This window comes from Pseudomonas sp. 2957 (assembly GCF_031456345.1).
Classification (GTDB): Bacteria; Pseudomonadota; Gammaproteobacteria; order Pseudomonadales; family Pseudomonadaceae; genus Aquipseudomonas; species Aquipseudomonas siliginis.
In genome coordinates this window covers 175,771-197,816 of sequence record NZ_JAVDUL010000006.1, presented here as the reverse complement: position 1 = coordinate 197,816, position 22,046 = coordinate 175,771, and the positions used below count along the sequence as shown (strand labels likewise).

The 22,046-nt window shown below is 61.1% G+C and carries 15 protein-coding genes and 2 riboswitches; of the genes, 6 read left to right on the top strand and 9 right to left on the bottom strand.

The window, feature by feature from the left end:
- Window positions 1-2: 2 nt before the first annotated feature.
- Together J2Y39_RS21935 and J2Y39_RS21930 are read right to left on the bottom strand one after the other, a co-directional pair.
- Window positions 3-665, bottom strand: coding sequence for an amino acid ABC transporter permease (locus J2Y39_RS21935; protein ID WP_024012746.1), 663 nt, complete (start codon window positions 663-665; stop codon window positions 3-5).
- A gap of 51 nt (window positions 666-716) precedes the next feature.
- Window positions 717-1,565: a transporter substrate-binding domain-containing protein gene (locus J2Y39_RS21930; RefSeq protein ID WP_041478710.1), complete on the bottom strand. Its 849-nt coding sequence runs from the start codon at window positions 1,563-1,565 to the stop codon at window positions 717-719.
- 458 nt (window positions 1,566-2,023) lie between these two features.
- Here J2Y39_RS21930 and J2Y39_RS21925 point away from each other — a divergent pair, with 458 nt between their 5' ends.
- Window positions 2,024-2,455 carry a thioredoxin family protein gene (locus tag J2Y39_RS21925; RefSeq protein ID WP_310219683.1) on the top strand — a complete coding sequence of 144 codons (432 nt, stop codon included), beginning with the start codon at window positions 2,024-2,026 and terminating at the stop codon, window positions 2,453-2,455.
- 136 nt (window positions 2,456-2,591) lie between these two features.
- Here J2Y39_RS21925 and J2Y39_RS21920 read toward each other — a convergent pair whose 3' ends face one another.
- From J2Y39_RS21920 to cobW, 5 genes are all read right to left on the bottom strand, one after another.
- Entirely contained in the window at window positions 2,592-4,151 is a 1,560-nt protein-coding gene (locus J2Y39_RS21920; RefSeq protein ID WP_041478708.1) for a TerC family protein, read from the bottom strand.
- A gap of 357 nt (window positions 4,152-4,508) precedes the next feature.
- Window positions 4,509-5,201: a VWA domain-containing protein gene (locus tag J2Y39_RS21915; RefSeq protein ID WP_310219959.1), complete on the bottom strand. Its 693-nt coding sequence runs from the start codon at window positions 5,199-5,201 to the stop codon at window positions 4,509-4,511.
- Entirely contained in the window at window positions 5,174-6,184 is a 1,011-nt protein-coding gene (locus tag J2Y39_RS21910; RefSeq protein ID WP_310219680.1) for an AAA family ATPase, read from the bottom strand. Before J2Y39_RS21910 ends, J2Y39_RS21915 begins: the two co-directional genes overlap by 28 nt.
- A gap of 215 nt (window positions 6,185-6,399) precedes the next feature.
- The gene (gene cobN / locus J2Y39_RS21905; RefSeq protein ID WP_310219678.1) at window positions 6,400-10,248 is read right to left on the bottom strand and encodes a cobaltochelatase subunit CobN; all 3,849 of its coding nucleotides are present in this window, start codon (window positions 10,246-10,248) and stop codon (window positions 6,400-6,402) included.
- A gap of 3 nt (window positions 10,249-10,251) precedes the next feature.
- Window positions 10,252-11,316 carry a cobalamin biosynthesis protein CobW gene (gene cobW, locus J2Y39_RS21900; RefSeq protein WP_042610347.1) on the bottom strand — a complete coding sequence of 355 codons (1,065 nt, stop codon included), beginning with the start codon at window positions 11,314-11,316 and terminating at the stop codon, window positions 10,252-10,254.
- Window positions 11,317-11,414: 98 nt separating this feature from the next.
- Window positions 11,415-11,627: riboswitch (cobalamin riboswitch) on the bottom strand.
- Between the two features lie 895 nt (window positions 11,628-12,522).
- Window positions 12,523-12,742: riboswitch (cobalamin riboswitch) on the top strand.
- Window positions 12,743-12,864: 122 nt separating this feature from the next.
- Here cobW and J2Y39_RS21895 point away from each other — a divergent pair.
- From J2Y39_RS21895 to cobM, 4 genes are all read left to right on the top strand, one after another.
- Entirely contained in the window at window positions 12,865-13,062 is a 198-nt protein-coding gene (locus tag J2Y39_RS21895) for a CbtB domain-containing protein (protein WP_016774486.1), read from the top strand.
- Window positions 13,063-13,073: 11 nt separating this feature from the next.
- On the top strand, window positions 13,074-13,775 hold the full coding sequence (locus J2Y39_RS21890; protein WP_056785224.1) for a CbtA family protein: 702 nt from the start codon (window positions 13,074-13,076) through the stop codon (window positions 13,773-13,775).
- Window positions 13,772-14,185, top strand: coding sequence for a cobalamin biosynthesis protein (locus J2Y39_RS21885; RefSeq protein ID WP_310219673.1), 414 nt, complete (start codon window positions 13,772-13,774; stop codon window positions 14,183-14,185). The genes J2Y39_RS21890 and J2Y39_RS21885 overlap by 4 nt, the downstream gene beginning before the upstream one ends.
- Before the next feature lie 78 nt (window positions 14,186-14,263).
- Window positions 14,264-15,010 (top strand): precorrin-4 C(11)-methyltransferase, encoded by a 747-nt coding sequence (cobM, locus tag J2Y39_RS21880; RefSeq protein ID WP_056785217.1) that lies wholly within the window; start codon window positions 14,264-14,266, stop codon window positions 15,008-15,010.
- 144 nt (window positions 15,011-15,154) lie between these two features.
- Here the strand turns inward: cobM and nfuA are convergent, their stop codons facing one another.
- Both nfuA and J2Y39_RS21870 read right to left on the bottom strand, forming a co-directional pair.
- On the bottom strand, window positions 15,155-15,739 hold the full coding sequence (gene nfuA, locus J2Y39_RS21875; RefSeq protein ID WP_003225494.1) for a Fe-S biogenesis protein NfuA: 585 nt from the start codon (window positions 15,737-15,739) through the stop codon (window positions 15,155-15,157).
- A gap of 104 nt (window positions 15,740-15,843) precedes the next feature.
- Window positions 15,844-18,138: a fatty acid cis/trans isomerase gene (locus J2Y39_RS21870; RefSeq protein ID WP_310219671.1), complete on the bottom strand. Its 2,295-nt coding sequence runs from the start codon at window positions 18,136-18,138 to the stop codon at window positions 15,844-15,846.
- A 155-nt stretch (window positions 18,139-18,293) separates the two neighbouring features.
- Here J2Y39_RS21870 and metH point away from each other — a divergent pair, with 155 nt between their 5' ends.
- On the top strand, window positions 18,294-22,004 hold the full coding sequence (metH, locus tag J2Y39_RS21865) for a methionine synthase (RefSeq protein WP_150741997.1): 3,711 nt from the start codon (window positions 18,294-18,296) through the stop codon (window positions 22,002-22,004).
- Window positions 22,005-22,046: the final 42 nt, after the last annotated feature.

Below are 22,046 nucleotides of genomic sequence, written 5' to 3'. Positions count from 1 at the left end.
TCCTATCGGCGGATCGCCAGACGCTGCTCGAGGTAACGCAGCAGCATGGCAATGAGGTAACAGGCCGCGACATACAACGCCGTGGTCACCAGCCAGGTTTCGATCACCCGGTAGCTCTCGACGTTGATCTTGCGCGCGTAATAGGTCAGCTCCGGCACCGCAATCGCAGCCGCCAGCGAGGTGTCCTTGAACAGCGAAATGAAGTTGTTCGACAGCGCCGGCAGCACATTGCGCAGCATCACCGGCACGGTGACGTAAGCCTTGACCTGCCATTCACCGAGACCGATTGCCAGCCCGGCTTCGCGCTGGCCTTTGGGAATGCTCAACAAGCCGCCACGGAAGACTTCGGTCAGGTACGCGCCGGCATACAGCGACAGCGTGATGATGAACGAAGGAATCTTGTCCAGACGAATGCCAAGGCTGGGCAGTGCGAAGTAGATCAACAGAATCAACACCAGGATTGGCGTGTTGCGCACCACCGTGACGTACACCGAGGCCAGCACCCGCAAGGCGCGATGTTTGGAGAGCAATGCAAACGCCATCAGCAGGCCGATCACGCAGCCGATGGCGATCGACACCAGCGCCAGCTGCAAGCCCAGCCCGAGCCCTGCCAGCAAGGTGTCGAAATCGCGCCACACGGCGGCAAAGTTCAACTGATAATTCATGGTCAGCAGTACCTTGAGCGGGGCGACTGAAATCGCCCCACTCTCACGGGATCATTTGAATTCGACTGGGAAACCGATCGCGGGCGACGGCAGATCGACACCGAACCATTGCTTGAAGGAGGCGGCGTAGGTCGGGAACTCAACCCCGGTCATGGCCTCATGCAGCGCGGTGTTGACGAAGTTCAGCCAGTCCTGATCGCCGCGTTTCACCGCACACGCGTAGGTTTGCGGGCTCCAGGCGTAGCTTGGGCTGCGGTAGCGGCCCGGGTTCTGCACCATCAGGTATTTGACCGACGACTGATCGGTTGCGGCGGCATCGGCACGGCCAGAGTTCACTGCCTGATACATCAGGTCGACGCTGTCGTACTGATCGACCTTGGCCTTGGGCAATGCCTGATGCACCAATTCTTCGGCGTAGACGTTTTGCAGCACCGCAACGGTAACGTCATCGCCCGCTGCCTGCAGGTCTTCGATTTCCTTGTACTTGCTGTTGTTCGGCAACAGCAGGCCGACGCCTTCGCGGTAGTACGGCAGAGTGAATGCCACTTGCTGCGCGCGGCTCGCGGTGACGGTGATGAACTGGCAGCTCATGTCGACCTTGTCGGTCAGCAGGTTGGGGATACGCGCATCGGACGACTGCACCACGAACTCGACTTTACTCGGGTCGTTGAACAGTCCCTTGGCCACCATCCTGGCGATGTCGATATCAAAACCCTGCAACTTGCCGTCCGCGCCCTGAAAGTGCCACGGCGCGTTGGTGCTGCCGGTGCCCACGATCAACTTGCCACGGGCGAGAACACTGTCGAGCTTGCTGTCGGCCGCCTGGGCCAGACCCATGACCGAGGAAGAAGCCGCAAGGACAAAAACACACGCTTTGAACAACGAAGGATGGCGACGCATGGCAAGCACTCCAGAATTGTGTTTATTCCGCTATACCGGAACACGGTTTGTTACTACGGAATAGACAGCAGAAAGTGTGCCACAGGAATCTCGCGAAATCTGTAACTGCGTTGAACGCTTTTGGAATCAACAAGATATGTTTCGTGGACCAAAGGGTTTGGCCCGACCAGGAGCGAAGGAAACACCTGACAAAGCCAGGAAAGGGGTAATGCGTTCCCAACTTGGGTCAGATCGCGCCTTTGTGGTGCGAATCAGGGTGACAGTTGAGCAAAACCCGGTATCAGCGCTTTAGCGCCTGCCTGTAGACATCACCACCCTGCCGTTTCGCGACGGCTATCACCGTGACGACAGCACTTCTCGTGGTTACGCAGTCCACCTGTAATTTCTGACAGTAGACCCCGACATGCCTACTCCTTTAACGTCAAGCAACCTATCCGCTCGTTGAAAAGGACCCTTCGATGAACGTCACCAACACAACTGCCGCGCTGGCCCCGGTTTACCGCAAAGCCCTGAAAACCTGGCGTCCGGTCATTATTTATTTCGCCAATGAACATTGCCCCGCCTGCGAATGGGCCGGGCCGATCTTTCGGCAGATTGCCGAGCCTTACCGACTGCGCGCCAACATCTATATGCTCAACACCAGCCAATCGCCCAAGCACCCGAATGTCACGGGCACGCCAACCGTGCTGTTCTATAAAAACGGCAGGCTGCTGAAAAAGCTCAAAGGTATCGGCACTGAAGAAACCCTCGCACGGGATTTCGCCTCGCACATCGGCAAGACCAAAGCCCCCTTTGCCGCGCGTAAACGGAAGCATGATCTGCCTTGGCTGCGTCAGACACTTCGTACTTTGCGTACCGTCCCACATGGGCGCCTACGGAGGATGTACTGAACGAGCCTCCTCAGAGGTATGGAGTGCCTGCCAAATTGCCTTCGCGAGCAGGCTAGCTGCCACATTGAACGGCATTGCAATGTGGCAGCGAGCCCGCTCGCAAAAAGGCCGGCACAGCTTTTAGAAAACGCAAGTATTACGCGGCAGCGCGCTCCAGCAACACCCGCGTCACCCGCCGCTCTTCCACCGCTTTGACAGTCAATTGCCAGCCCTCGTATTCCAGTTGATCGCCGGTCATCGGCAAGCGATCCAGAAGACTCATCACCAACCCGGCCATCGTCTGATAATCCTCGGTCGGCTCGGCATCGAAGCCGGTACGCTGGCGAACGCGAGCCAAGGGCAGCGCGCCGCTGACCAGAAACCCGCCGCGCTCTTCGACCACGTCCGGGCCTTCGATTTCGCTGGCATCGGGTAGTTCGCCAGCGATCGATTCGAGGATGTCGGTCATGGTCAATACGCCGACGAAATCGCCAAACTCGTTGACCACGAAAGCGATGTGGGTCGAGGCCGCGCGCATCTGCTCCAGGGCATTGAGGATTGAGTAACTGTCGAGCAGATTGACGGTCTTGCGAGCCAGATGCTCCAGGTTCGGCTCGTTGCCCGCCAGATATTCCTTGAGCAGTTCCTTCTTGTGTACGAAGCCCAGCGGCTCGTCCACCGCGCCATCGCGAATCAACGGCAAGCGCGAGTAGGACGAATGCATCAACTTCGTGCGAATGGTTTCGGCGTCATCCGCAAGATCAATCAGGTCAACGTCGGCGCGCACCGTCATCAGGTTGCGAATCGGCCGTTCCGCCAGTTGCAGCACACCGCTGATCATCACCCGCTCACGACGGTCGAACAGCTCGGCCACCGGCGCTTCACCGTTGTCCAGCAGGTCGGAGATTTCCTCGCCAACCTCCTCCGCCGCCAGCTTGCGCCCGCCGAGCAGACGCATCACCGCATGGGCCGTGCGCTCGCGCATCGGCCGCACGCCCTGCATCGAACGTTTGCGCCGTGCCCGGGCGATCTGATTGAACACCTCGATCAGGATCGAGAAACCGATGGCCGCGTACAGGTAACCTTTCGGGATATGGAAGCCCAGACCTTCTGCGGTCAGGGCAAAACCGATCATCATCAGGAAGCCCAGGCACAGCATGATCACGGTCGGGTGTGCGTTGACGAAACGGGTCAGCGGTTTGCTGGCGACGATCATCAGGCCGATGGAAATGATCACGGCGATCATCATCACCGCCAGTTCATCGACCATGCCCACGGCGGTAATCACCGCGTCGAGCGAGAACACCGCGTCAAGCACCACGATCTGCGCCACGATCGGCCAGAACAGCGCGTAGGTCGTGTTGGTCGAGCGCTCGCCGACATGGCCTTCGAGGCGCTCATGCAACTCCATCGTCGCCTTGAACAACAGGAACACGCCACCGAACAGCATGATCAGATCACGACCGGAGAAGCTCTTGTCGAACACCTCGAACAACGGTTGCGTGAGCGTAACCAGCCAGGAAATGCTCGCCAACAGGCCCAGACGCATGATCAACGCCAGCGACAAGCCGATGATGCGCGCACGATCACGCTGATGCGGCGGCAGTTTGTCGGCAAGAATTGCGATGAACACCAGGTTGTCGATACCCAGCACCAGTTCCAGCACGATCAGAGTCAACAGGCCTAACCAGGCTGTGGGATCCGCTAACCATTCCATAAAACGTCTCGATCTCTCTTCAGTGAATTCAGGCGGCCGGACACGGCGAAGCGCAACGCGAAGGCTCAAGAGCCGCGTTATCAACCATAGTCGGGGGTCGGAAGACGGGATGCTGCGAAAGGATCAAGACCGCGCGAAGGCGTGCTGGAGAGTGCTGACTGGGAGGCTCCGAGAGGGTGTTCATGTAGATCCTGAATGAAAAATGGCCTTCGAGCGTACAGCGTCGACCGGCCTGCTCCACAGCGGGAAATCATTTCAAAATCTGTATGAATGACCTTGATCGGAGACTTTCAGCGTTGCCGAAAAAGCCTTCGCGAGCAGGCTCGCTCCCACAGGGTGCGAGCGGTGCGGCGGATTTCAGCGTAGACCCAGCTCATCGATATGCTGATACTGCGCTTGCAGCGCGGTCGCCAGATCCTTCGCCCGGCCCAGTCGAATCGGCCCGCGTTCGATGTCGATCAGCAATCCCGGGCACGCCAGCACCGGCAACCCCGACAGCTCTTTCAAGCGACCATCGGTCACGATCAGACAGCGTTGCTGTTCGGCGGGAAAGCGCTTGCGTCTAACCGTCAGCCATTGCTGCGCCTGTTCCAGCGCCGCGAGCAACGGCGTGCCGCCACCAGCGCCCAGACCGTCAAGCCAGGTGCTCAGGCCGCTTGAGGCCTTCAAACCTTGCACCTGCCATTTCGGCGCAGAACCACTGGCGGTCAGCAACGCCAGCCGCGCCCGCTGGCGGTAAGCATCGTCGAACAACTGCGCGAGCAGGCCCTTGGCATCGCTCAAGGCCTGATGGCGACGGGTCGAGGCCGACGCGTCGACGATCACCAGCCAGATTTCATGGGGCGAACGGGTGCGCTGTTGAAACAGCAAATCGGCGCGGCGCTGCGGGCGGCCATTGAGCAGCGTGCCCGGCCAGTTCACCGAACCGCTGCTGGCAGCGTGCCGTTGGCCCTGGCGGCCATTGTCGAGTTGTCCGGCACGGGGTCTGGCATTCGCCCCCGCGTCTGATCGGGGGCGAATGCCTAGGGCTTTTTTGCCTGTGGCGGCCAGCTCGGAACTTCGCGGCGGGCACCGGTAGCTTGCGCCGTTGCCGGCATCTCGCCCCACTGGCCCTGGCCTTCGCCGGATTTGCTGTCTGTGCCTGACGGAGATTGCGCTTGTGATTGGGCGCTGGATGAAGGTTGTTCGCGACGGCGATGGCGCAGGGCAAATTCGGCCACCGCGTCGATATCCTCTTCAGCAATCGCATCGGCCCCACGCCACGCCGCATGGGCGCGAGCCGCGCGCAACCAGACCAGATCAGCGCGCAAGCCATCGACGCCGGCGGCGAAACAACGCTCGGTAATCAACGCCAATGCCGCATCATCCAGCGGGATGGCTGCCAAGCGCTCGCGGGCGCTTTCACAGCGCGAACGCAGGATGTGTTGCTCGCTCGCCCACTGCGCGCAGAACCCTTGCGGATTGCTGTCGAAATCCAGCCGCCGGCGAATGATCTGTCCACGTTCGGCGGGCGCGGTGTGGCCGCTGAGGGCAACGTTCAAGCCGAAGCGGTCAAGCAGTTGTGGCCGCAGTTCGCCCTCTTCCGGGTTCATGGTGCCGATCAGGACGAATTTCGCCGAATGCCGATGGGAAATGCCGTCACGCTCGATCAGGTTGGTACCGCTGGCGGCGACATCGAGCAGCAGGTCGACCAGATGATCGGGCAGCAGATTGACTTCATCGACGTACAGCACGCCACCGTCAGCCTTGGCCAGGACACCGGGCGAAAACTGCGCGCGACCGTCGCTCAGGGCAGCGTCGAGATCGAGGGTGCCGACCAGGCGCTCTTCCGTGGCGCCCAGCGGCAAGGTGACGAACTGGCCGCTGGCGAGCAGATCCGCCAGGCCCCTCGCCAGCGTCGACTTGGCCATGCCGCGCGGGCCTTCGATGAGTACGCCGCCGATTTTCGGGTCGATGGCGGTCAGGCACAGGGCGAGCTTCAAGTCATCGGCGCCGACCACGGCGGAGAGCGGGAAATGCGGGGTGTCGGTCATGGGTTTCTCTTTCGTGGTCGTGGATGGTCGTGACGTTGTGGTGTGTCAGTTGTTGCCCTCACCCTAGCCTCTCCCAGAGGGAGAGGGAACAGACCGTGATGGCCTCTCGAGTTCTGTCGACGTGATGCATCGGGTCGACGCAAATTTCGACAGCGCTAAAAATCGGCCACTTCTCCCTCCGGGAGAGGGCTGGGGTGAGGGTAGCTTTTTAGCGGCTACATATCTTCCTCGATATCCAACAGCAAATTCTCCAGCGCTTCTTTATAAGCCCCCGGCTCCTGCCACATCCCGCGCTGCTGCGCTTCGAGCATGCGTTCGGTCATGTCGCGCAGCGCATGGGGATTATGCTCACGAACAAAATCCCGGGTCGCCGGATCGAGCAAATATGCCTCCGCCAGCAACGCGTACTGATGGTCGTCGATCAACTGCGTCGTCGCATCGAAGGCGAACAGATTATCAACCGTCGCCGCCAGTTCGAACGCGCCTTTGTAGCCGTGACGCTTGATTCCGTCGATCCACTTCGGATTCGCCGCGCGCGAGCGCACCACGCGGTTCAATTCTTCCTTTAAGGTACGAATCTTCGGCAGATCCGGCTGGCTGTGATCGCCGTGATAGCTGGCCGCCGCTTCGCCGCGCAGAGTCTCCACCGCCGCGAGCATGCCGCCCTGGAACTGGTAGTAATCGTTGGAATCGAGCAAGTCATGCTCGCGGTTGTCCTGGTTTTGCAGCACGGCTTGCACCTGGCTCAGGCGCTGGCTGAATTGCGCGCGGGCGGCCGTGCCCTCGTCGGCACCACCGTAAGCATAAGCGCCCCAGTTCAGGTAGACCTCGGCGAGGTCTTCGCGCGACTGCCACAGACGCCCATCGATGGCGCCTTGCACCCCGGCGCCATACGCCCCCGGTTTCGCGCCGAAGATGCGCCACCCGGCCTGACGCCGCGCGGTGTCCTCATCGACGCCCGATTGCACTAACGCCTCGCGTTCGGCACGCACCTTGGCTGCGAGTGGGTTCAAGTCATCCGGCTCGTCCAGCGCGGCCACCGCTTGCACGGCGGCGTCGAACAGGCGGATGAGATTGGCAAACGCATCACGGAAAAACCCCGAAACCCGCAGCGTCACGTCAACTCGCGGACGATCGAGCAGGCTCAGCGGCAGAATCTCGAAATCATCCACGCGCTGACTGCCCGTGGCCCAGACCGGACGCACGCCCATCAAAGCCATGGCCTGAGCGATGTCGTCGCCGCCGGTGCGCATGGTCGCGGTGCCCCAGACCGACAGGCCGAGCTGGCGCAAGTGATCGCCGTGGTCCTGCAGATGCCGTTCGAGAATCAGCGTTGCCGACTGGAATCCGATGCGCCACGCGGTGGTGGTCGGCAGATTGCGCACGTCCACCGAATAGAAGTTGCGCCCGGTCGGCAGCACGTCGAGGCGGCCACGGCTGGGCGCACCGCTGGGGCCGGCCGGGACGAAACGACCGCTGAGGGCGTCGAGCAGACCGCGCATTTCGGCGGGGCCGCAAGCGTCGAGGCGCGGGGCGACGACTTCGCGCAGATGGTCGAGTATCGAATCAACCTCAGCCCAACCCGCCCCTTGTGGGAGCGAGCCTGCTCGCGAACTCGGTGTGTCATTCAACAATGATTTACCTGACGCACCGCTTTCGCGAGCAGGCTCGCTCCCACAGGGGACATTCAGTGCTTGGAAGATCAGGTCTGCGGCGAAGAGTTCGAGGCGTTCGCGGGTGTCGCCGGCGGTGCGCCAGACTTCTTCGCTGATGGCCTGCAACTCGATCGGACACGGGCCATTCCAAGGATCGGCCAATGCACAATCCAAGGGGTCGAAGCCCAACTCAAACGCCTTGGCCAACGCTCGCAACAAGCTCGACTGCGCGCCTTTACCGTCACCGCGCGGGATGCGCAGCAACGCCAGCAAGGTGTCGATACGCAAGCGCCCGCTCGGCGATTCACCAAAAATGTGCAACCCATCGCGAATCTGCGATTCCTTCAGATCGCACAGATAAGTGTCGAGACGCGGCAACCAGATCGCCGCATCGGCATCGCTGTCCAGCGCTGCATCCAGTTGCAGCTCGCGGTCGATCTGCGTGTCCCGCACCAATTGCAGAATGTCGCGCTGCAACTCGCGGGCACGGCGCGGATCGAGCAGTTGCGCCTCGTAATATTCGTCGGCCAGCAACTCCAGATTGCGCAGCGGCCCATAGGTTTCGGCGCGGGTCAGCGGTGGCATCAAGTGGTCGATGATCACCGCTTGCGTGCGCCGTTTGGCCTGGGCACCCTCGCCCGGATCGTTGACGATAAACGGATAGATATTCGGCAACGGCCCGAGCAGCGCGTCGGGCCAGCAGTTTTCCGACAGCCCAACACCTTTGCCCGGCAGCCATTCGAGATTGCCGTGCTTGCCGACGTGGATCACGCCGTGGGCGCCGTAGGTGTTGCGCAACCAGAAATAGAAGGCCAGATAGCCGTGCGGCGGGACCAGATCCGGGTCGTGATACACCGAGCTGGGATCGACCTGATAACCGCGGGCCGGCTGGATGCCGACAAAGGTCAGACCGAAACGCAGACCGGCGATCATCAGCCGGCCGTCGCGACACATCGGATCGTTGTGTGGCGATCCCCAGCGCTCGAGTACCGCCGCGCGATTCGCCTCCGGCAACGCGTTGAACATTGCCAGGTAATCGTCCATCGCCAGGCTTTGCTGGCACGGGCGCAGGTCGAGACTGTCGAGGTCGTTGCTGACACCGCCGAGCAATTGCTGGATCAGCTCGGTGCCGCTATCGGGCAACTCGGCCGTGACCGGATAACCCTCTTCGCGCAAAGCGCGGAGGATGTTCAGCGCCGCCGCTGGCGTATCGAGGCCGACACCGTTGCCGATGCGGCCGTCGCGGGTCGGGTAGTTGGCGAGGATCAGCGCGATGCGTTTTTCGCCATTGGGCACCCGCCCCAGAGCAATCCAGCGCCGCGCCAGTTCGGCGACGAAATCCATGCGTTCAGGTTGGGCGCGATAACAGACCACATCGGACTGGCTGCGCTCGCTGCGCCAGGCCAGATCCTTGAAGCTGATCGGGCGGCTGATGATGCGTCCGTCAAGTTCGGGCAAAGCAATGTGCATCGCCAGATCGCGCGGCCCGAGGCCCTGCTCGCTGTCGCGCCAGCCAGGCTCGTTGTCCTGGGCGCAGATCGCTTGAATCACCGGGATGTTGCGGCGAAACGGGCGCAGATGCGGCGCTTCGGGGCTGGACTGGGCAAAACCGGTGGTGTTGAGAATCACCCCCGCCTCGACTTCATCCAGCCAGTCCTCGACCACCGACAGACAACCTGGTTCTTTCAGACTGGCCACCGCGATCGGCAGCGGATTGAGCCCGGCTGCCTGCAAACGCTGACAGAACACATCGATGAACGCCGTGTTCGCCGCCTGCAAATGCGAGCGATAAAACAACAGCGCCGCCACGGGTTGACCATGCAGCCATTCGGCTTGCCAGTCACTCAGGGCAGCGCTGTTTTTCTGTGGGTGATAAATCGCCGTGCGCGGCAGGGTTTGCGGCTCGCTCCACGGGTAATCGCGGGCGAACCATTGGTTGCCCAGGCAACGGAAGAAATCCAGCGCGTTACCCATGCCGCCCTGACGCAGGAATTGCCAGAGTCGATCGCGCACTTCGGCGCTGACCGTGCTCAAGTCGCTGAGTTCGGGATCCGGGCGGTCATCGCCGGGCACCAGAATCAGTTGCACGCCGCGTTCGGACAACTCGACCAGCCGCTCGACACCGTAGCGCCAATAGGCGATGCCGCCGTGCAGTGAGATCAGAATGACCTTGGCGTGGCGCAGCACTTCGTCGACATACAGATCGACAGAGGCATGATTCTGGACCTGCATCGGGTTGGCCAGACGCAGGCTCGGATAATCATCGGGCAGTTGCTGCGCAGCCTCGGCGAGCAGCGCCAGGCTGGAATCGCCGCTGCACAGGATCACCAGCTCGGCGGGGGTTTGTCCGAGGTCGGCAATGTTGTCGTCCGAGACGAATCCGCCGGGCTGGGTCCTGAGCAGGTGCATGGCTTAAACGCTGAGCGCAGCGCGCAATTGCGCTTCGAGTTGTGCCGCATCAAGCTCCTGACCGATCAGCACCAGACGCGTGACGCGCGCTTCTTCGGCGCCCCACTGACGGTCGAAATGCTTGTCGAAACGCGTGCCCACGCCCTGGATCAACAGGCGCATCGGCTTGTTCGGAATCGCCGCGAAGCCTTTGACCCGCAGGATGCCGTGCTGCACCACCAGTTGCGTCAGCGCGTCGAGCAGCAGGCTTTCGTCGGCTTGCGGCAATTCGATGGAGATCGAATCGAAGGCGTCATGATCGTGATCGTCGTCATCACCGTCGTGGTGATGATCGTGGTGGCTGTGGCGGCTGTCGATATGCTCTTCAGAGCCGGCACCGAGGCCGATCAACACGTCGAGCGGCAGGCGGCCGTTGCTGGCTTCGATGATTTTCACTGCTGGCGGCAGCTCTTCGGCGACTTCAGCGCGTACGCGAGCCAGATCTTCCGGGCTGGTCTGGTCGGCTTTGTTGAGGATCACCAGGTCAGCGCTGGCCAGTTGATCGGCGAACAGTTCATGCAGCGGCGACTCGTGATCAAGGTTCGGATCGAGCTTGCGCTGGGCATCGACCTGATCCGGGAACGCAGCGAATGTGCCTGCGGCGACCGCCGGGCTATCGACCACGGTGATGACTGCGTCGACGGTGCAGGCACTGCGAATTTCCGGCCACTGGAAGGCTTGCACCAACGGCTTGGGCAGAGCCAGGCCGGAGGTTTCGATGAGAATGTGATCGAGGTCACCGCGACGGGCGACCAGTTCGCGCATCACCGGGAAGAATTCTTCCTGCACGGTGCAGCACAGGCAGCCGTTGGCCAGCTCATAAACGCGGCCGCTGGCCTCTTCTTCGGTGCAGCCGATGGTGCATTGCTTGAGGATTTCACCGTCGATGCCCAGCTCGCCAAACTCGTTGACGATCACCGCGATGCGCCGGCCCTGAGCGTTGTCGAGCATGTGCCGCAGCAGCGTGGTTTTGCCCGAACCGAGGAAACCGGTGACGATGGTGACGGGGAGTTTGGCCAGTGTTTTCATCGGTATGCCCTTTGGCAAGCGGCGGGCATACGGGACGAGAACCGGCAGCGCGCGTGCACGCCGGAAGCATTCGCCACCGGATCACCCCGCCCGGTTGTAGTGAGAATCTGTGACGAGGCAGGTCTCCTGGCTGACGGCGTTCAGGCGTTGTGCCTGGCGTCCATTGCGCCTTCCCGCTGGCTCATCGGTTGAGCTGGCAGTGGCGTGGCAACGAACATCACCGTTCACAGTTGCGGGGGCAGCCGCGGCTTTGACCGCGTTCCCTTCTTAGCTTCGGCGAGTGCCGAAGAACCTCGAAAGCGCAAGGCTACGCATGGGTCCGTCGTGGGTCAATGGTCGGTGAGTCTGAAACTGGGGGTATATCCGTTGCTGCGGTAACGGCTTCTTATGGTTTCGCTCTTACAGCGAGTCCCTTTTTCAAACGCCAAAAAGGAACCAAAAGGCTTTGCCCCGGCGTACGGCCCGCTCGCTGGGGCTCGGGGTACCTTCGTTACGGGACCGATCCGGGCGCAGCGGCTACGGTTTGCTTCGCTGCACCTCCTTCCGCTGTGTACGACTGCGTCGTACGGTCGCTGCGCTCCCACCCCCGGATCGATCCCGTAACGAAGCCTGCCGAAGGGGCAAAAGATCAAAAGCCAGAGCAAAAGCAAAGGCAAAGGCAAAGGCAAAAGCAAAAGATCGCAGCCTTCGGCAGCTCCTACAGTTGGATCGCGCACCAGCTCAAGAACAGGTCGGCTGTCAGGCCGCCTTCGCGAGCAGGCTCGCTCCCACAAAAGCAAAAGCAAAGCAGCGCAGCTGCCCGCGGCGCAGCCGCCCCACTCAACAATGAGCGCAAGCTCGAGTGCTCTTGATCTTGATCCACCGGCGACGTCGGAAGGCTGAGTGGAGGGATTGATCCGGGCGTGGGAGCGCAGCGACCGTACGACGCAGTCGTACACAGCGAGTGTAGGTGCAGCGAAGCAAACCGGAGCCGCTGCGCCCGGATCAGTCCCGGAGCGAAGGAACCCGAGCCTGCGAGGGCCGAACGTAGGAGCAAGCCTTTTTGGGTACTTTTTCGGCGTTTGGAAAAAGTGCCTCGCCGTAAGGGCGAAACCGTAATCAGCAACACCCGCAGCAACGGATATACACACAAAAACATCAGAAAAATACCCCCACCGCAGTACCGAAAACTCCCGGAAATTGACTAAAAACCCAAACCCATGTTCTCCTGCACACCTTGTTACGGGTGCCCTTCACAGGGTGAAACGGGAAACCGGTGAATCATGTGCTTTACTCAAAGCCATGTCAGTCCGGTGCTGCCCCCGCAACGGTAAGCGAGCGAAGCGTCAGATCCACTGTGCCCCGGCATGGGAAGGTGATGCTTGCAGGTCGGCGACCAGCCAACCCCTCGCGAGCCCGGAGACCGGCCCGCAACACCCAGCGCGCGCAAGCGCCGCTGAACACAAACAAACCCGCGGTGGGCGGGCGCTGTTCGAAATCCCTGCGTGCCCGGCCCGCAGGGATTTTCATGCGCTCTGTTTACCCGCTGACATTTCAGAGGGAAGCGCTATGTCGATCATCAGTAACACCGTCAGCCACACTGACCACATCTCCAGCAGCACCACACTCGGCCAACGCGTCGCCGCCGCCCTCTTCGCCTCGATCCTCGGTGCCAGCCTGGTCTGGTTCGCCGGTTTCTCGCACATCGAAGCGGTGCACAACGCCGCCCACGATACCCGCCACAGCGCCGCGTTCCCGTGCCACTGAGGCCTGCCGAAATGATCAAACGTATCGCGCAAACCGCAGGCTTCACCGGCTTGCTGGCCGCCCTGCTGCTGACCCTGCTGCAGAGTTTCTGGGTATCGCCACTGATTCTGCAGGCCGAAACCTTCGAGAAATCCGAACCGGTCGCGCAAGTCCACGAACACGCCGCCGGCACCGCCGCCCACAGCCATGATGGCGAAGCCTGGGAGCCGGAAGACGGCTGGCAGCGTGTGGTCTCGACCACTGGCGGTAATCTGGTGGTGGCAGTGGGTTTCGCCTTGATGCTCGCCGGCCTGTACACCTTGCGCGCGCCGACCAAGACCTCGCAAGGGCTGCTCTGGGGTCTGGCCGGTTACGCCACGTTCGTTCTTGCGCCGACCCTGGGCCTGCCACCTGAATTGCCGGGCACAGCCGCCGCCGATCTGGCTTCGCGGCAGATCTGGTGGATCGGCACTGCCGCTTCGACCGCTGTCGGCCTGGCACTGATCGCTTTCAGCCGTCACTGGCTGATGAAGCTTCTTGGTGTAGCGATTCTCGCCGTGCCGCATGTGATCGGCGCGCCGCAACCGCAGGTGCATTCGATGCTCGCTCCAGAGGCACTGGAAACCCAGTTCAAAATCGCTTCGCAGCTGACCAACGTCGCGTTCTGGCTGGCCTTGGGCTTGATCAGTGCATGGTTGTTCCGCCGCAAAAGCGCAGGCCCATATCAAGCATGACCGATGACCGCGCAGCGCCGACCTTCGTGGTCGGCCTCGGCTGCCAGCGCGGCTGCCCGGCCAGTACGCTGCGTGCATTACTCGACCAGGCTTTGCAGGCACACCGCATCGAACTGCGAGCGGTCAAGGCTCTGGCGAGTATCGATCTCAAACGCGACGAACCGGGGTTGCTGGAACTGGCCACACAGTTGAACCTGCCGCTGCAGTATTTCAACAGTGCCGAGCTGGCGACCTACCAGCAGCGCCTCAGCCATCAATCGCAAATCGCCTTTGAGCGCACCGGCTGCTACGGCGTGGCGGAAAGCGCCGCGCTGGCGCTGGCCGAGCAACTGATTCAGGCGCCGGCGAAACTGCTGATTCCTCGGCAGAAATATGCGCAGGCCACGCTGGCATTGGCCGGCGCTGCATAAAATCCCGATAATCCCCGCCATCGATCATGAGCACACTTCATCTGCAGTGTGCCTGCGCCTCTTCACAAGGATTCAACGATGACCGTCTACTTCATCGGCGCCGGCCCCGGCGACCCGGAACTCATCACCGTCAAAGGCCAACGGCTGATTCGCAGCTGCCCGGTGATCATTTATGCCGGCTCGCTGGTACCCGCAGCGGTGCTGGAAGGTCATCAGGCCGAAATCGTGGCCAACAGCGCCGAACTGCATCTGGAACAAATCATCGATTTGATCAGGAGCGCCCATGCCAAAGGCCAGGATGTGGCCCGTGTGCATTCGGGGGATCCAGGTCTGTACGGCGCGATTGGTGAGCAGATCCGCCACTTGCGTGAGCTGAGCATTCCTTTCGAGATCATCCCTGGCGTGACCGCCACAGCGGCATGCGCAGCACTGCTGGGCGCAGAGCTCACTCTGCCGGACATTTCGCAAAGCGTGATCCTGACCCGTTACGCCGACAAGACCGCGATGCCCGCCGGCGAAGAACTGGCGAGCCTGGCGCAGCACGGCGCGACCATGGCGATCCACTTGGGGGTCAATCATCTGGAAAAAATACTGGTTGAACTGCTGCCGCATTACGGCGCGGACTGCCCGATTGCCGTTATTCACCGCGCGACATGGCCGGATCAGGACTGGGTGGTAGGTACATTGGCGGACATTGCCGCAAAGGTCGAGGCCAAAGGCTTTCGGCGTACGGCGCTGATCTTGGTTGGCAGGGTGCTGGGCAGCGAGGTGTTCAGCGAATCATCGTTGTATCGCGCCGGGCATGCGCATCTTTATCGCCCTTGAAGATGCCTTCGCGAGCAGGCTCGCTCCCACAGGTCATTGCATTTCAATGTGGCAGCGAGCCTGCTCGCGAATGGGGGCGGCAAGAGTTGCCCATAAAAAAACGGCGCTCACGGGGCGCCGTTTTTCATGTTCACAGCGAACGCCTTAGTAGTAGGCGTTTTCTTTCTGCGTGTGGTCGGTCACGTCGCGAACGCCCTTGAGCTCAGGAATGCGCTCGAGCAAGGTGCGCTCAATGCCTTCCTTCAAGGTTACGTCGGCCTGGCCGCAGCCCTGGCAACCGCCACCGAACTGCAACACAGCGATGCCGTCCTCGACAACGTCGATCAGGCTGACCTGACCGCCGTGGCTGGCCAGCCCCGGGTTGATCTCGGTTTGCAGGTAGTAGTTGATGCGCTCGTTGACCGGGCTGTCGGCATTGACCATCGGCACTTTGGCATTCGGTGCCTTGATGGTCAGTTGGCCGCCCATGCGGTCGGTGGCGTAATCAACGACCGCGTCATCAAGAAACGCTTCGCTGAAGGAATCGATGTAGGCGGTGAAGCTTTTCAGCCCCAGCGCGGTGTCTTCAGGCTTCTCTTCGCCTGGCTTGCAGTAGGCAATGCAGGTTTCGGCGTACTGGGTACCAGGCTGGGTGATGAAGACACGGATGCCGATGCCCGGGGTGTTCTGCTTGGAGAGCAGATCAGCCAGGTAATCATGGGCGGCGTCGGTAATGGTAATAGCGGTCATAAAAACTCCTCGCAGGCGTGGGCGCAGTTTACGCCAATCGGCGCGGCTGACAAAGTCCTAGTATTTTTGTCGGGAAAGAATCCCGGGCACACGCCTGCGAATACTCAAAGATTCTCGTACCGGTTCATATCCAGCACGCCCTCTTCCACCGGGTCGGTTTCATGGATGTACTGGCTCAGATCGTGGAAATACAGCCAGAACTGCGGATGACTGCGCCGAATGCCCCAGCGCTCGACGATCTTTTCGAACCGATTGGCATCCCTGGCGTTTTCCATGGCATCGACAAACGCCGGCACCTGCTCGGCCGGTACGTTGAACATGAAGTTCGGGTAACTGCTGAGCACGCCCGGATAGATCGTCAAGGTGTCGAGTCCCGGCTGATAGCGCCGCGACTCACCGAGCAAAAACGCCACGTTGCTGTGGGCGCGGTTGCGCAGCAGGCTGTAAACCTCGCGCTTGCCGCTGGCGGTTTCAACGCGCAGCAAGGTCGCTTCGGGCAACTGGTCAATGACTTTCAGCCCTGCGGCCGGGCGCGAGGCCAGACGGCTCAAAGCCTGCTCGGCATTCTGCAACGCCGGATCGATATTCGGTCGCGAGCAATAAGCGCCGTCGCAGCGATTGATCGGGTCTGGCCGCGCGTTCAGATCACCGTAGCGCGCCAGCAACTGCATGGCGAAATCGTGTTTCGGGTCTTTTTCGTCGAGCTTCAATGCGGTCGGTTTGTCGTCATCGATGGCCTCGTAATCGAGCCACATCTTGAATTGGCCGCCGTCCTGGTACCAATCGTTGAGGTAATCCTCACGCGAGTCGGCGGGCATAAGGCGCAGGAAGTTCTGTTCCGCGCCGTTACGGATCAGGTCGAAATACAGACGGGTCTGCGCCTGATGGGAAACGTTGCCGAACACGTCGAAATTGACCGCGAGCTGGTAGTAGGTGCGTTCCAGCAGCGGATAGTCGAACAGCCACATGGTTTGCGGCACCTCTCCGATAAGCCCCTTGGTCACCGAAGCGCTGTCGAAGTGGCGGAAAATGCTCAGCAAGGCGTTGTCGTTGCCGGCCCACAGCGTCGACCAGCTCGGCGCCGGCAGATCGGCATAGCTGTCACGGCGCAGTGCCTCGTATTCGTTGCGCTTGTCGCGATAGTTGCGCCACAGGCTCAGCACGCTGCCGACATCGTCGTTCTGCCCCGGCATCGCCAGCAGCGGCGTGGCCTGGCCGCGGTAGTTCGGGTCGGTGATATAGAGATCATGTTCCGGCGCCTGGAACAGCGCCCAGAAGTTGTCGCGGATCACGTCGGTCGCGATCTGCCCACGGCACACCGGGCCGCGAATGAAGGTGCGGACGAAGTATTCGGCGTTATCGAGCATGAACTGATAGCGCGCCTGCGCCGGAATCGCTTCGAAAGTGGCAAACGGATTGGCACGGCTTTGCGGCCCGTAACCCGGTAACGCGTTGACCTGCCAGTTGCCGCTGTAGAACAGGCTCTTGATCCGGGCCATTTTCGCCGCGCTCAGCGGATAAGTGATGTGCGTCTTGTGCACGATCACCCCTTGCACCGGCCACAAGCGGTAATACACCTGCGTGCCCGGGTCGTCGTTGGGGCGGCGCGTGGCGATCAGGTCGATCGGCTGGCCGCTCGGCGTACGCGAACGCACCCACTGGAAATAATGCCCCGGCTCACCGTCCTTGAAATAGATGTGCGCCAGATACCAGTGCTCGAACAGCCAGCGCCCGACCAGACTTTGCCGAGCACCGGGAGCATTGAGCAGGTTCTCCCACTGCAAGATCTGCATGGCCTCTTTGGCAGTCGGCGCCAGGCTCTGCTCATCAATCGGCGCGCCAGACGCCAGCCAGCGCTGCAAGGTCTGGTATTGCTGGTCGGTCAGACCGGTGACGGCCAGCGGCATACCCTCTTTCGGGTGCGCGCCGGCATATCCGTCGAACTCCGCAGGCATTGCGCATAGATTGTTGCGATTGAGCCCAAGAACAATCTCTTCTGGCAGCTTGGCGTTCGGCGTCAGCGGCGTCTTGTGGCCGAGTTCAAGCATCCGTGCCATCAGCGCGGCCTGGCTGCCCTGGGCATCGAGTACCGAATAGAAGTCTTTCTGCTGCCAGGCGCGCTTGCCGAAGGCGTCGTAAAACAAGCGCGTGGTCGGTGCAGCCTGGGTACGTTCGCCGTCATATACCGGCATCTTGCTCGCGCCACGGGCGGCGCCTTCGCCGCTGCCGAGATTGAGCTGACAGGCCGAGTCATAGCACGCATGGCAGGCTACGCACTTTTCGGTGAAGATCGGTTGGATGTCTCGGCTGTAGGAGATGGAAGAAGAAATGGCGGGATCTTGCGCCGCAACGCTCCCGCTCAGGACCAGCAACCATAAACTGATGAAGCGGTGCGGCATGCTGCTGATCTCGATGATAAAAAAAGGCTGCGATTCTACCGTTATGACGCTCGTACCAACATGAGCGATATTCATGCAAAAGCTGCACATGCTCCAAAAGCGCACAGGTTTGCTATGATCGCGCTCCTTCGTAATGGTCTTTCCGAGTAGTCCACATGTCCGATCGCAGCGTCCGCCTTCAAGCTCTCAAGCAAGCCCTCAAAGAGCGCATCCTGATTCTCGACGGCGGGATGGGCACGATGATCCAGAGCTACAAGCTCGAAGAACAGGATTATCGCGGCAAGCGCTTCGCGGACTGGCCGAGCGACGTCAAGGGCAACAACGACCTGCTGGTGATCACCCGTCCGGACGTGATCGGCGGTATCGAAAAAGCCTATCTGGACGCCGGCGCCGACATTCTCGAAACCAATACCTTCAACGCCACGCGCATTTCCATGGCCGATTACGGTATGGAAGAGCTGGCGTACGAGTTAAACGTAGAAGGCGCACGTCTGGCGCGCAAGATTGCCGACGCCAAGACCGCCGAAAACCCGGCCAAGCCGCGCTTCGTGGCCGGCGTGCTTGGCCCGACCAGCCGCACCTGCTCACTGTCGCCCGACGTCAACAACCCCGGCTACCGCAACGTCACCTTCGATGAGCTGGTGGAAAACTACACCGAAGCCACCAAAGGCCTGATCGAGGGCGGCGCCGACCTGATCCTGATCGAAACCATTTTCGACACCCTCAACGCCAAAGCGGCGATCTTTGCCGTGCAAGGTGTGTTCGAAGAGCTGCACGTCGAATTGCCGATCATGATTTCCGGGACCATCACCGACGCCTCCGGCCGTACGTTGTCGGGCCAGACCACCGAGGCGTTCTGGAACTCGGTAGCGCACGCCAAGCCGATTTCCGTAGGCCTGAACTGTGCCCTCGGCGCCAGCGAACTGCGCCCGTACCTGGAAGAGCTGTCGAACAAGGCCAGCACCCACGTATCCGCGCACCCGAACGCCGGCCTGCCGAATGAATTCGGCGAGTACGACGAACTGCCCTCGCAAACCGCCAAAGTCATCGAGGAATTCGCCCAGAGCGGTTTCCTCAACATCGTCGGCGGCTGCTGCGGCACCACCCCGGGGCACATCGAAGCGATTGCCAAAGCTGTGGCCGGTTACGCGCCGCGGCAGATTCCGGACATCCCCAAGGCCTGCCGCCTTTCGGGTCTGGAGCCGTTCACCATTGATCGCAGCTCGCTGTTCGTCAACGTCGGCGAGCGCACCAACATCACCGGTTCGGCAAAATTCGCCCGCCTGATCCGTGAAGACAACTACACCGAAGCCCTCGAAGTCGCGCTGCAGCAGGTCGAGGCCGGCGCGCAGATCATCGACATCAACATGGACGAGGGCATGCTCGATTCGAAGAAGGCCATGGTGACCTTCCTCAATCTGATCGCCGGCGAACCGGATATCTCGCGCGTGCCGATCATGATCGACTCGTCGAAATGGGAAGTCATCGAAGCCGGCCTCAAGTGCATCCAGGGCAAGGGCATCGTCAACTCGATCAGCATGAAAGAAGGCGTCGAGCAGTTCATCCATCACGCCAAGCTGTGCAAGCGCTACGGCGCTGCGGTGGTGGTGATGGCCTTCGACGAAGCCGGCCAGGCCGACACCGAAGCGCGCAAGAAAGAGATCTGCAAACGCTCCTACGACATTCTGGTCAACGAAGTCGGCTTCCCGCCGGAAGACATCATCTTCGACCCGAACATCTTCGCCGTCGCCACCGGCATCGAAGAGCACAACAACTACGCCGTCGACTTCATCAATGCCTGCGCCTACATCCGCGACGAGCTGCCGTATGCGCTGAGCTCCGGCGGCGTGTCCAACGTGTCGTTCTCGTTCCGTGGCAACAACCCGGTGCGTGAGGCGATTCACTCGGTGTTCCTGCTCTACGCGATCCGCGCCGGGCTGACCATGGGCATCGTCAACGCCGGTCAACTGGAGATCTACGATCAGATCCCGGTCGAGCTGCGCGACGCGGTCGAAGACGTGATCCTCAATCGCACCCCGGACGGCACCGACGCCCTCCTCGCCATCGCTGACAAGTACAAGGGCGACGGTAGCGTCAAGGAAGCCGAGACCGAAGAGTGGCGTAACTGGGACGTCAACAAACGTCTGGAACACGCGCTGGTCAAGGGCATCACCACGCACATCGTCGAAGACACCGAAGAATCCCGGCAGTCGTTTGCGCGGCCGATCGAAGTGATCGAAGGCCCGTTGATGTCCGGCATGAACATCGTCGGCGACCTGTTCGGCGCCGGCAAAATGTTCCTCCCGCAAGTGGTGAAATCCGCCCGCGTGATGAAGCAGGCCGTGGCGCACTTGATCCCGTTCATCGAACTGGAGAAAGGCGACAAGCCGGAAGCCAAGGGCAAGATCCTCATGGCCACGGTCAAGGGCGACGTGCACGACATCGGCAAGAACATCGTTGGCGTGGTGCTTGGTTGCAACGGCTATGACATCGTCGACCTCGGCGTGATGGTCCCGGCCGAGAAGATCCTGCAGGTCGCCAAAGAAGAAAAATGCGACATCATCGGCCTTTCCGGCCTGATCACCCCGTCGCTGGACGAGATGGTCCACGTTGCCCGCGAAATGCAGCGTCAGGACTTCCATCTGCCACTGATGATCGGTGGCGCGACCACCTCCAAGGCGCACACTGCGGTGAAGATCGAGCCGAAGTACAGCAACGATGCCGTGGTCTACGTGACCGACGCCTCGCGCGCCGTCGGCGTGGCAACCCAGTTGCTGTCCAAGGAACTCAAGGCCGGTTTCGTCGAGAAGACCCGCCTGGAATACATCGACGTGCGCGAGCGCACTTCCAATCGCAGCGCCCGCACCGAACGCCTGAGCTATGCCGCCGCCATCGCCAAGAAGCCGCAATTCGACTGGGCCAATTATCAGCCAGTGGTACCGACCTTCACCGGCAGCAAGGTGCTCGACAATATCGATTTGAACGTGCTGGCCGAGTACATCGACTGGACGCCTTTCTTCATTTCCTGGGACCTGGCCGGCAAGTTCCCGCGCATCCTCGAAGACGAAGTGGTCGGTGAGGCCGCCACTGCGCTATACAAGGACGCCCGGGAAATGCTCACCAAACTGATCGACGAAAAGCTGATCAGCGCCCGTGCGGTGTTCGGTTTCTGGCCAGCCAATCAAGTCAACGAAGACGACATCGAGCTGTACGACGATAACGGCAAGCCATTGGCCAAGCTGCATCACTTGCGCCAGCAGATCATCAAGACCGACGGCAAGCCGAACTTCTGCCTCGCCGACTTCGTTGCGCCCAAAGACAGCGAAGTCACCGACTACGTCGGCGGCTTCATTACCACCGCCGGCATCGGCGCCGAAGAAGTGGCCAAGGCTTATCAGGACGCTGGCGACGACTACAACTCGATCATGGTCAAGGCCCTCGCCGACCGCTTGGCCGAGGCCTGCGCCGAATGGCTGCACCAGCAAGTGCGTAAAGAACATTGGGGTTACGCCAAGGATGAAACCCTCGACAACGATGCACTGATCAAAGAGCAATACCGTGGCATCCGCCCCGCTCCCGGCTACCCGGCCTGCCCGGATCACACCGAGAAAGCCGCGCTGTTCACCCTGCTCGATCCAGAGGCTGCCGAAATGCGCGCCGGGCGCAGTGGTGTGTTCCTCACCGAACACTACGCAATGTTCCCCGCCGCTGCGGTCAGCGGCTGGTACTTTGCTCATCCGCAGGCGCAATACTTTGCCGTCGGCAAGATCGACAAGGATCAGGTGCAGAGCTACACCGCACGCAAGGGACAGGATCTGAGCGTGACCGAGCGTTGGCTGGCGCCGAATCTGGGTTACGACAGCTGAGGCTTGTTGCAAAGCCGATCCGGGAGTTTGCGATTCCCGGAT

Excerpts from the sequence above, each read along its gene's own strand:
- cobW (WP_042610347.1), bottom strand. The coding sequence starts at position 11,316 with ATGAAAACACTGGCCAAACTCCCCGTCACCATCGTCACCGGTTTCCTC.
- cobN (WP_310219678.1), bottom strand. The coding sequence starts at position 10,248 with ATGCACCTGCTCAGGACCCAGCCCGGCGGATTCGTCTCGGACGACAAC.
- J2Y39_RS21895 (WP_016774486.1), top strand. The coding sequence starts at position 12,865 with ATGTCGATCATCAGTAACACCGTCAGCCACACTGACCACATCTCCAGC.
- J2Y39_RS21890 (WP_056785224.1), top strand. The coding sequence starts at position 13,074 with ATGATCAAACGTATCGCGCAAACCGCAGGCTTCACCGGCTTGCTGGCC.
- J2Y39_RS21935 (WP_024012746.1), bottom strand. The coding sequence starts at position 665 with ATGAATTATCAGTTGAACTTTGCCGCCGTGTGGCGCGATTTCGACACC.
- J2Y39_RS21930 (WP_041478710.1), bottom strand. The coding sequence starts at position 1,565 with ATGCGTCGCCATCCTTCGTTGTTCAAAGCGTGTGTTTTTGTCCTTGCG.
- J2Y39_RS21885 (WP_310219673.1), top strand. The coding sequence starts at position 13,772 with ATGACCGATGACCGCGCAGCGCCGACCTTCGTGGTCGGCCTCGGCTGC.
- metH (WP_150741997.1), top strand. The coding sequence starts at position 18,294 with ATGTCCGATCGCAGCGTCCGCCTTCAAGCTCTCAAGCAAGCCCTCAAA.
- J2Y39_RS21870 (WP_310219671.1), bottom strand. The coding sequence starts at position 18,138 with ATGCCGCACCGCTTCATCAGTTTATGGTTGCTGGTCCTGAGCGGGAGC.
- cobM (WP_056785217.1), top strand. The coding sequence starts at position 14,264 with ATGACCGTCTACTTCATCGGCGCCGGCCCCGGCGACCCGGAACTCATC.
- J2Y39_RS21920 (WP_041478708.1), bottom strand. The coding sequence starts at position 4,151 with ATGGAATGGTTAGCGGATCCCACAGCCTGGTTAGGCCTGTTGACTCTG.
- nfuA (WP_003225494.1), bottom strand. The coding sequence starts at position 15,739 with ATGACCGCTATTACCATTACCGACGCCGCCCATGATTACCTGGCTGAT.
- J2Y39_RS21910 (WP_310219680.1), bottom strand. The coding sequence starts at position 6,184 with ATGACCGACACCCCGCATTTCCCGCTCTCCGCCGTGGTCGGCGCCGAT.
- J2Y39_RS21925 (WP_310219683.1), top strand. The coding sequence starts at position 2,024 with ATGAACGTCACCAACACAACTGCCGCGCTGGCCCCGGTTTACCGCAAA.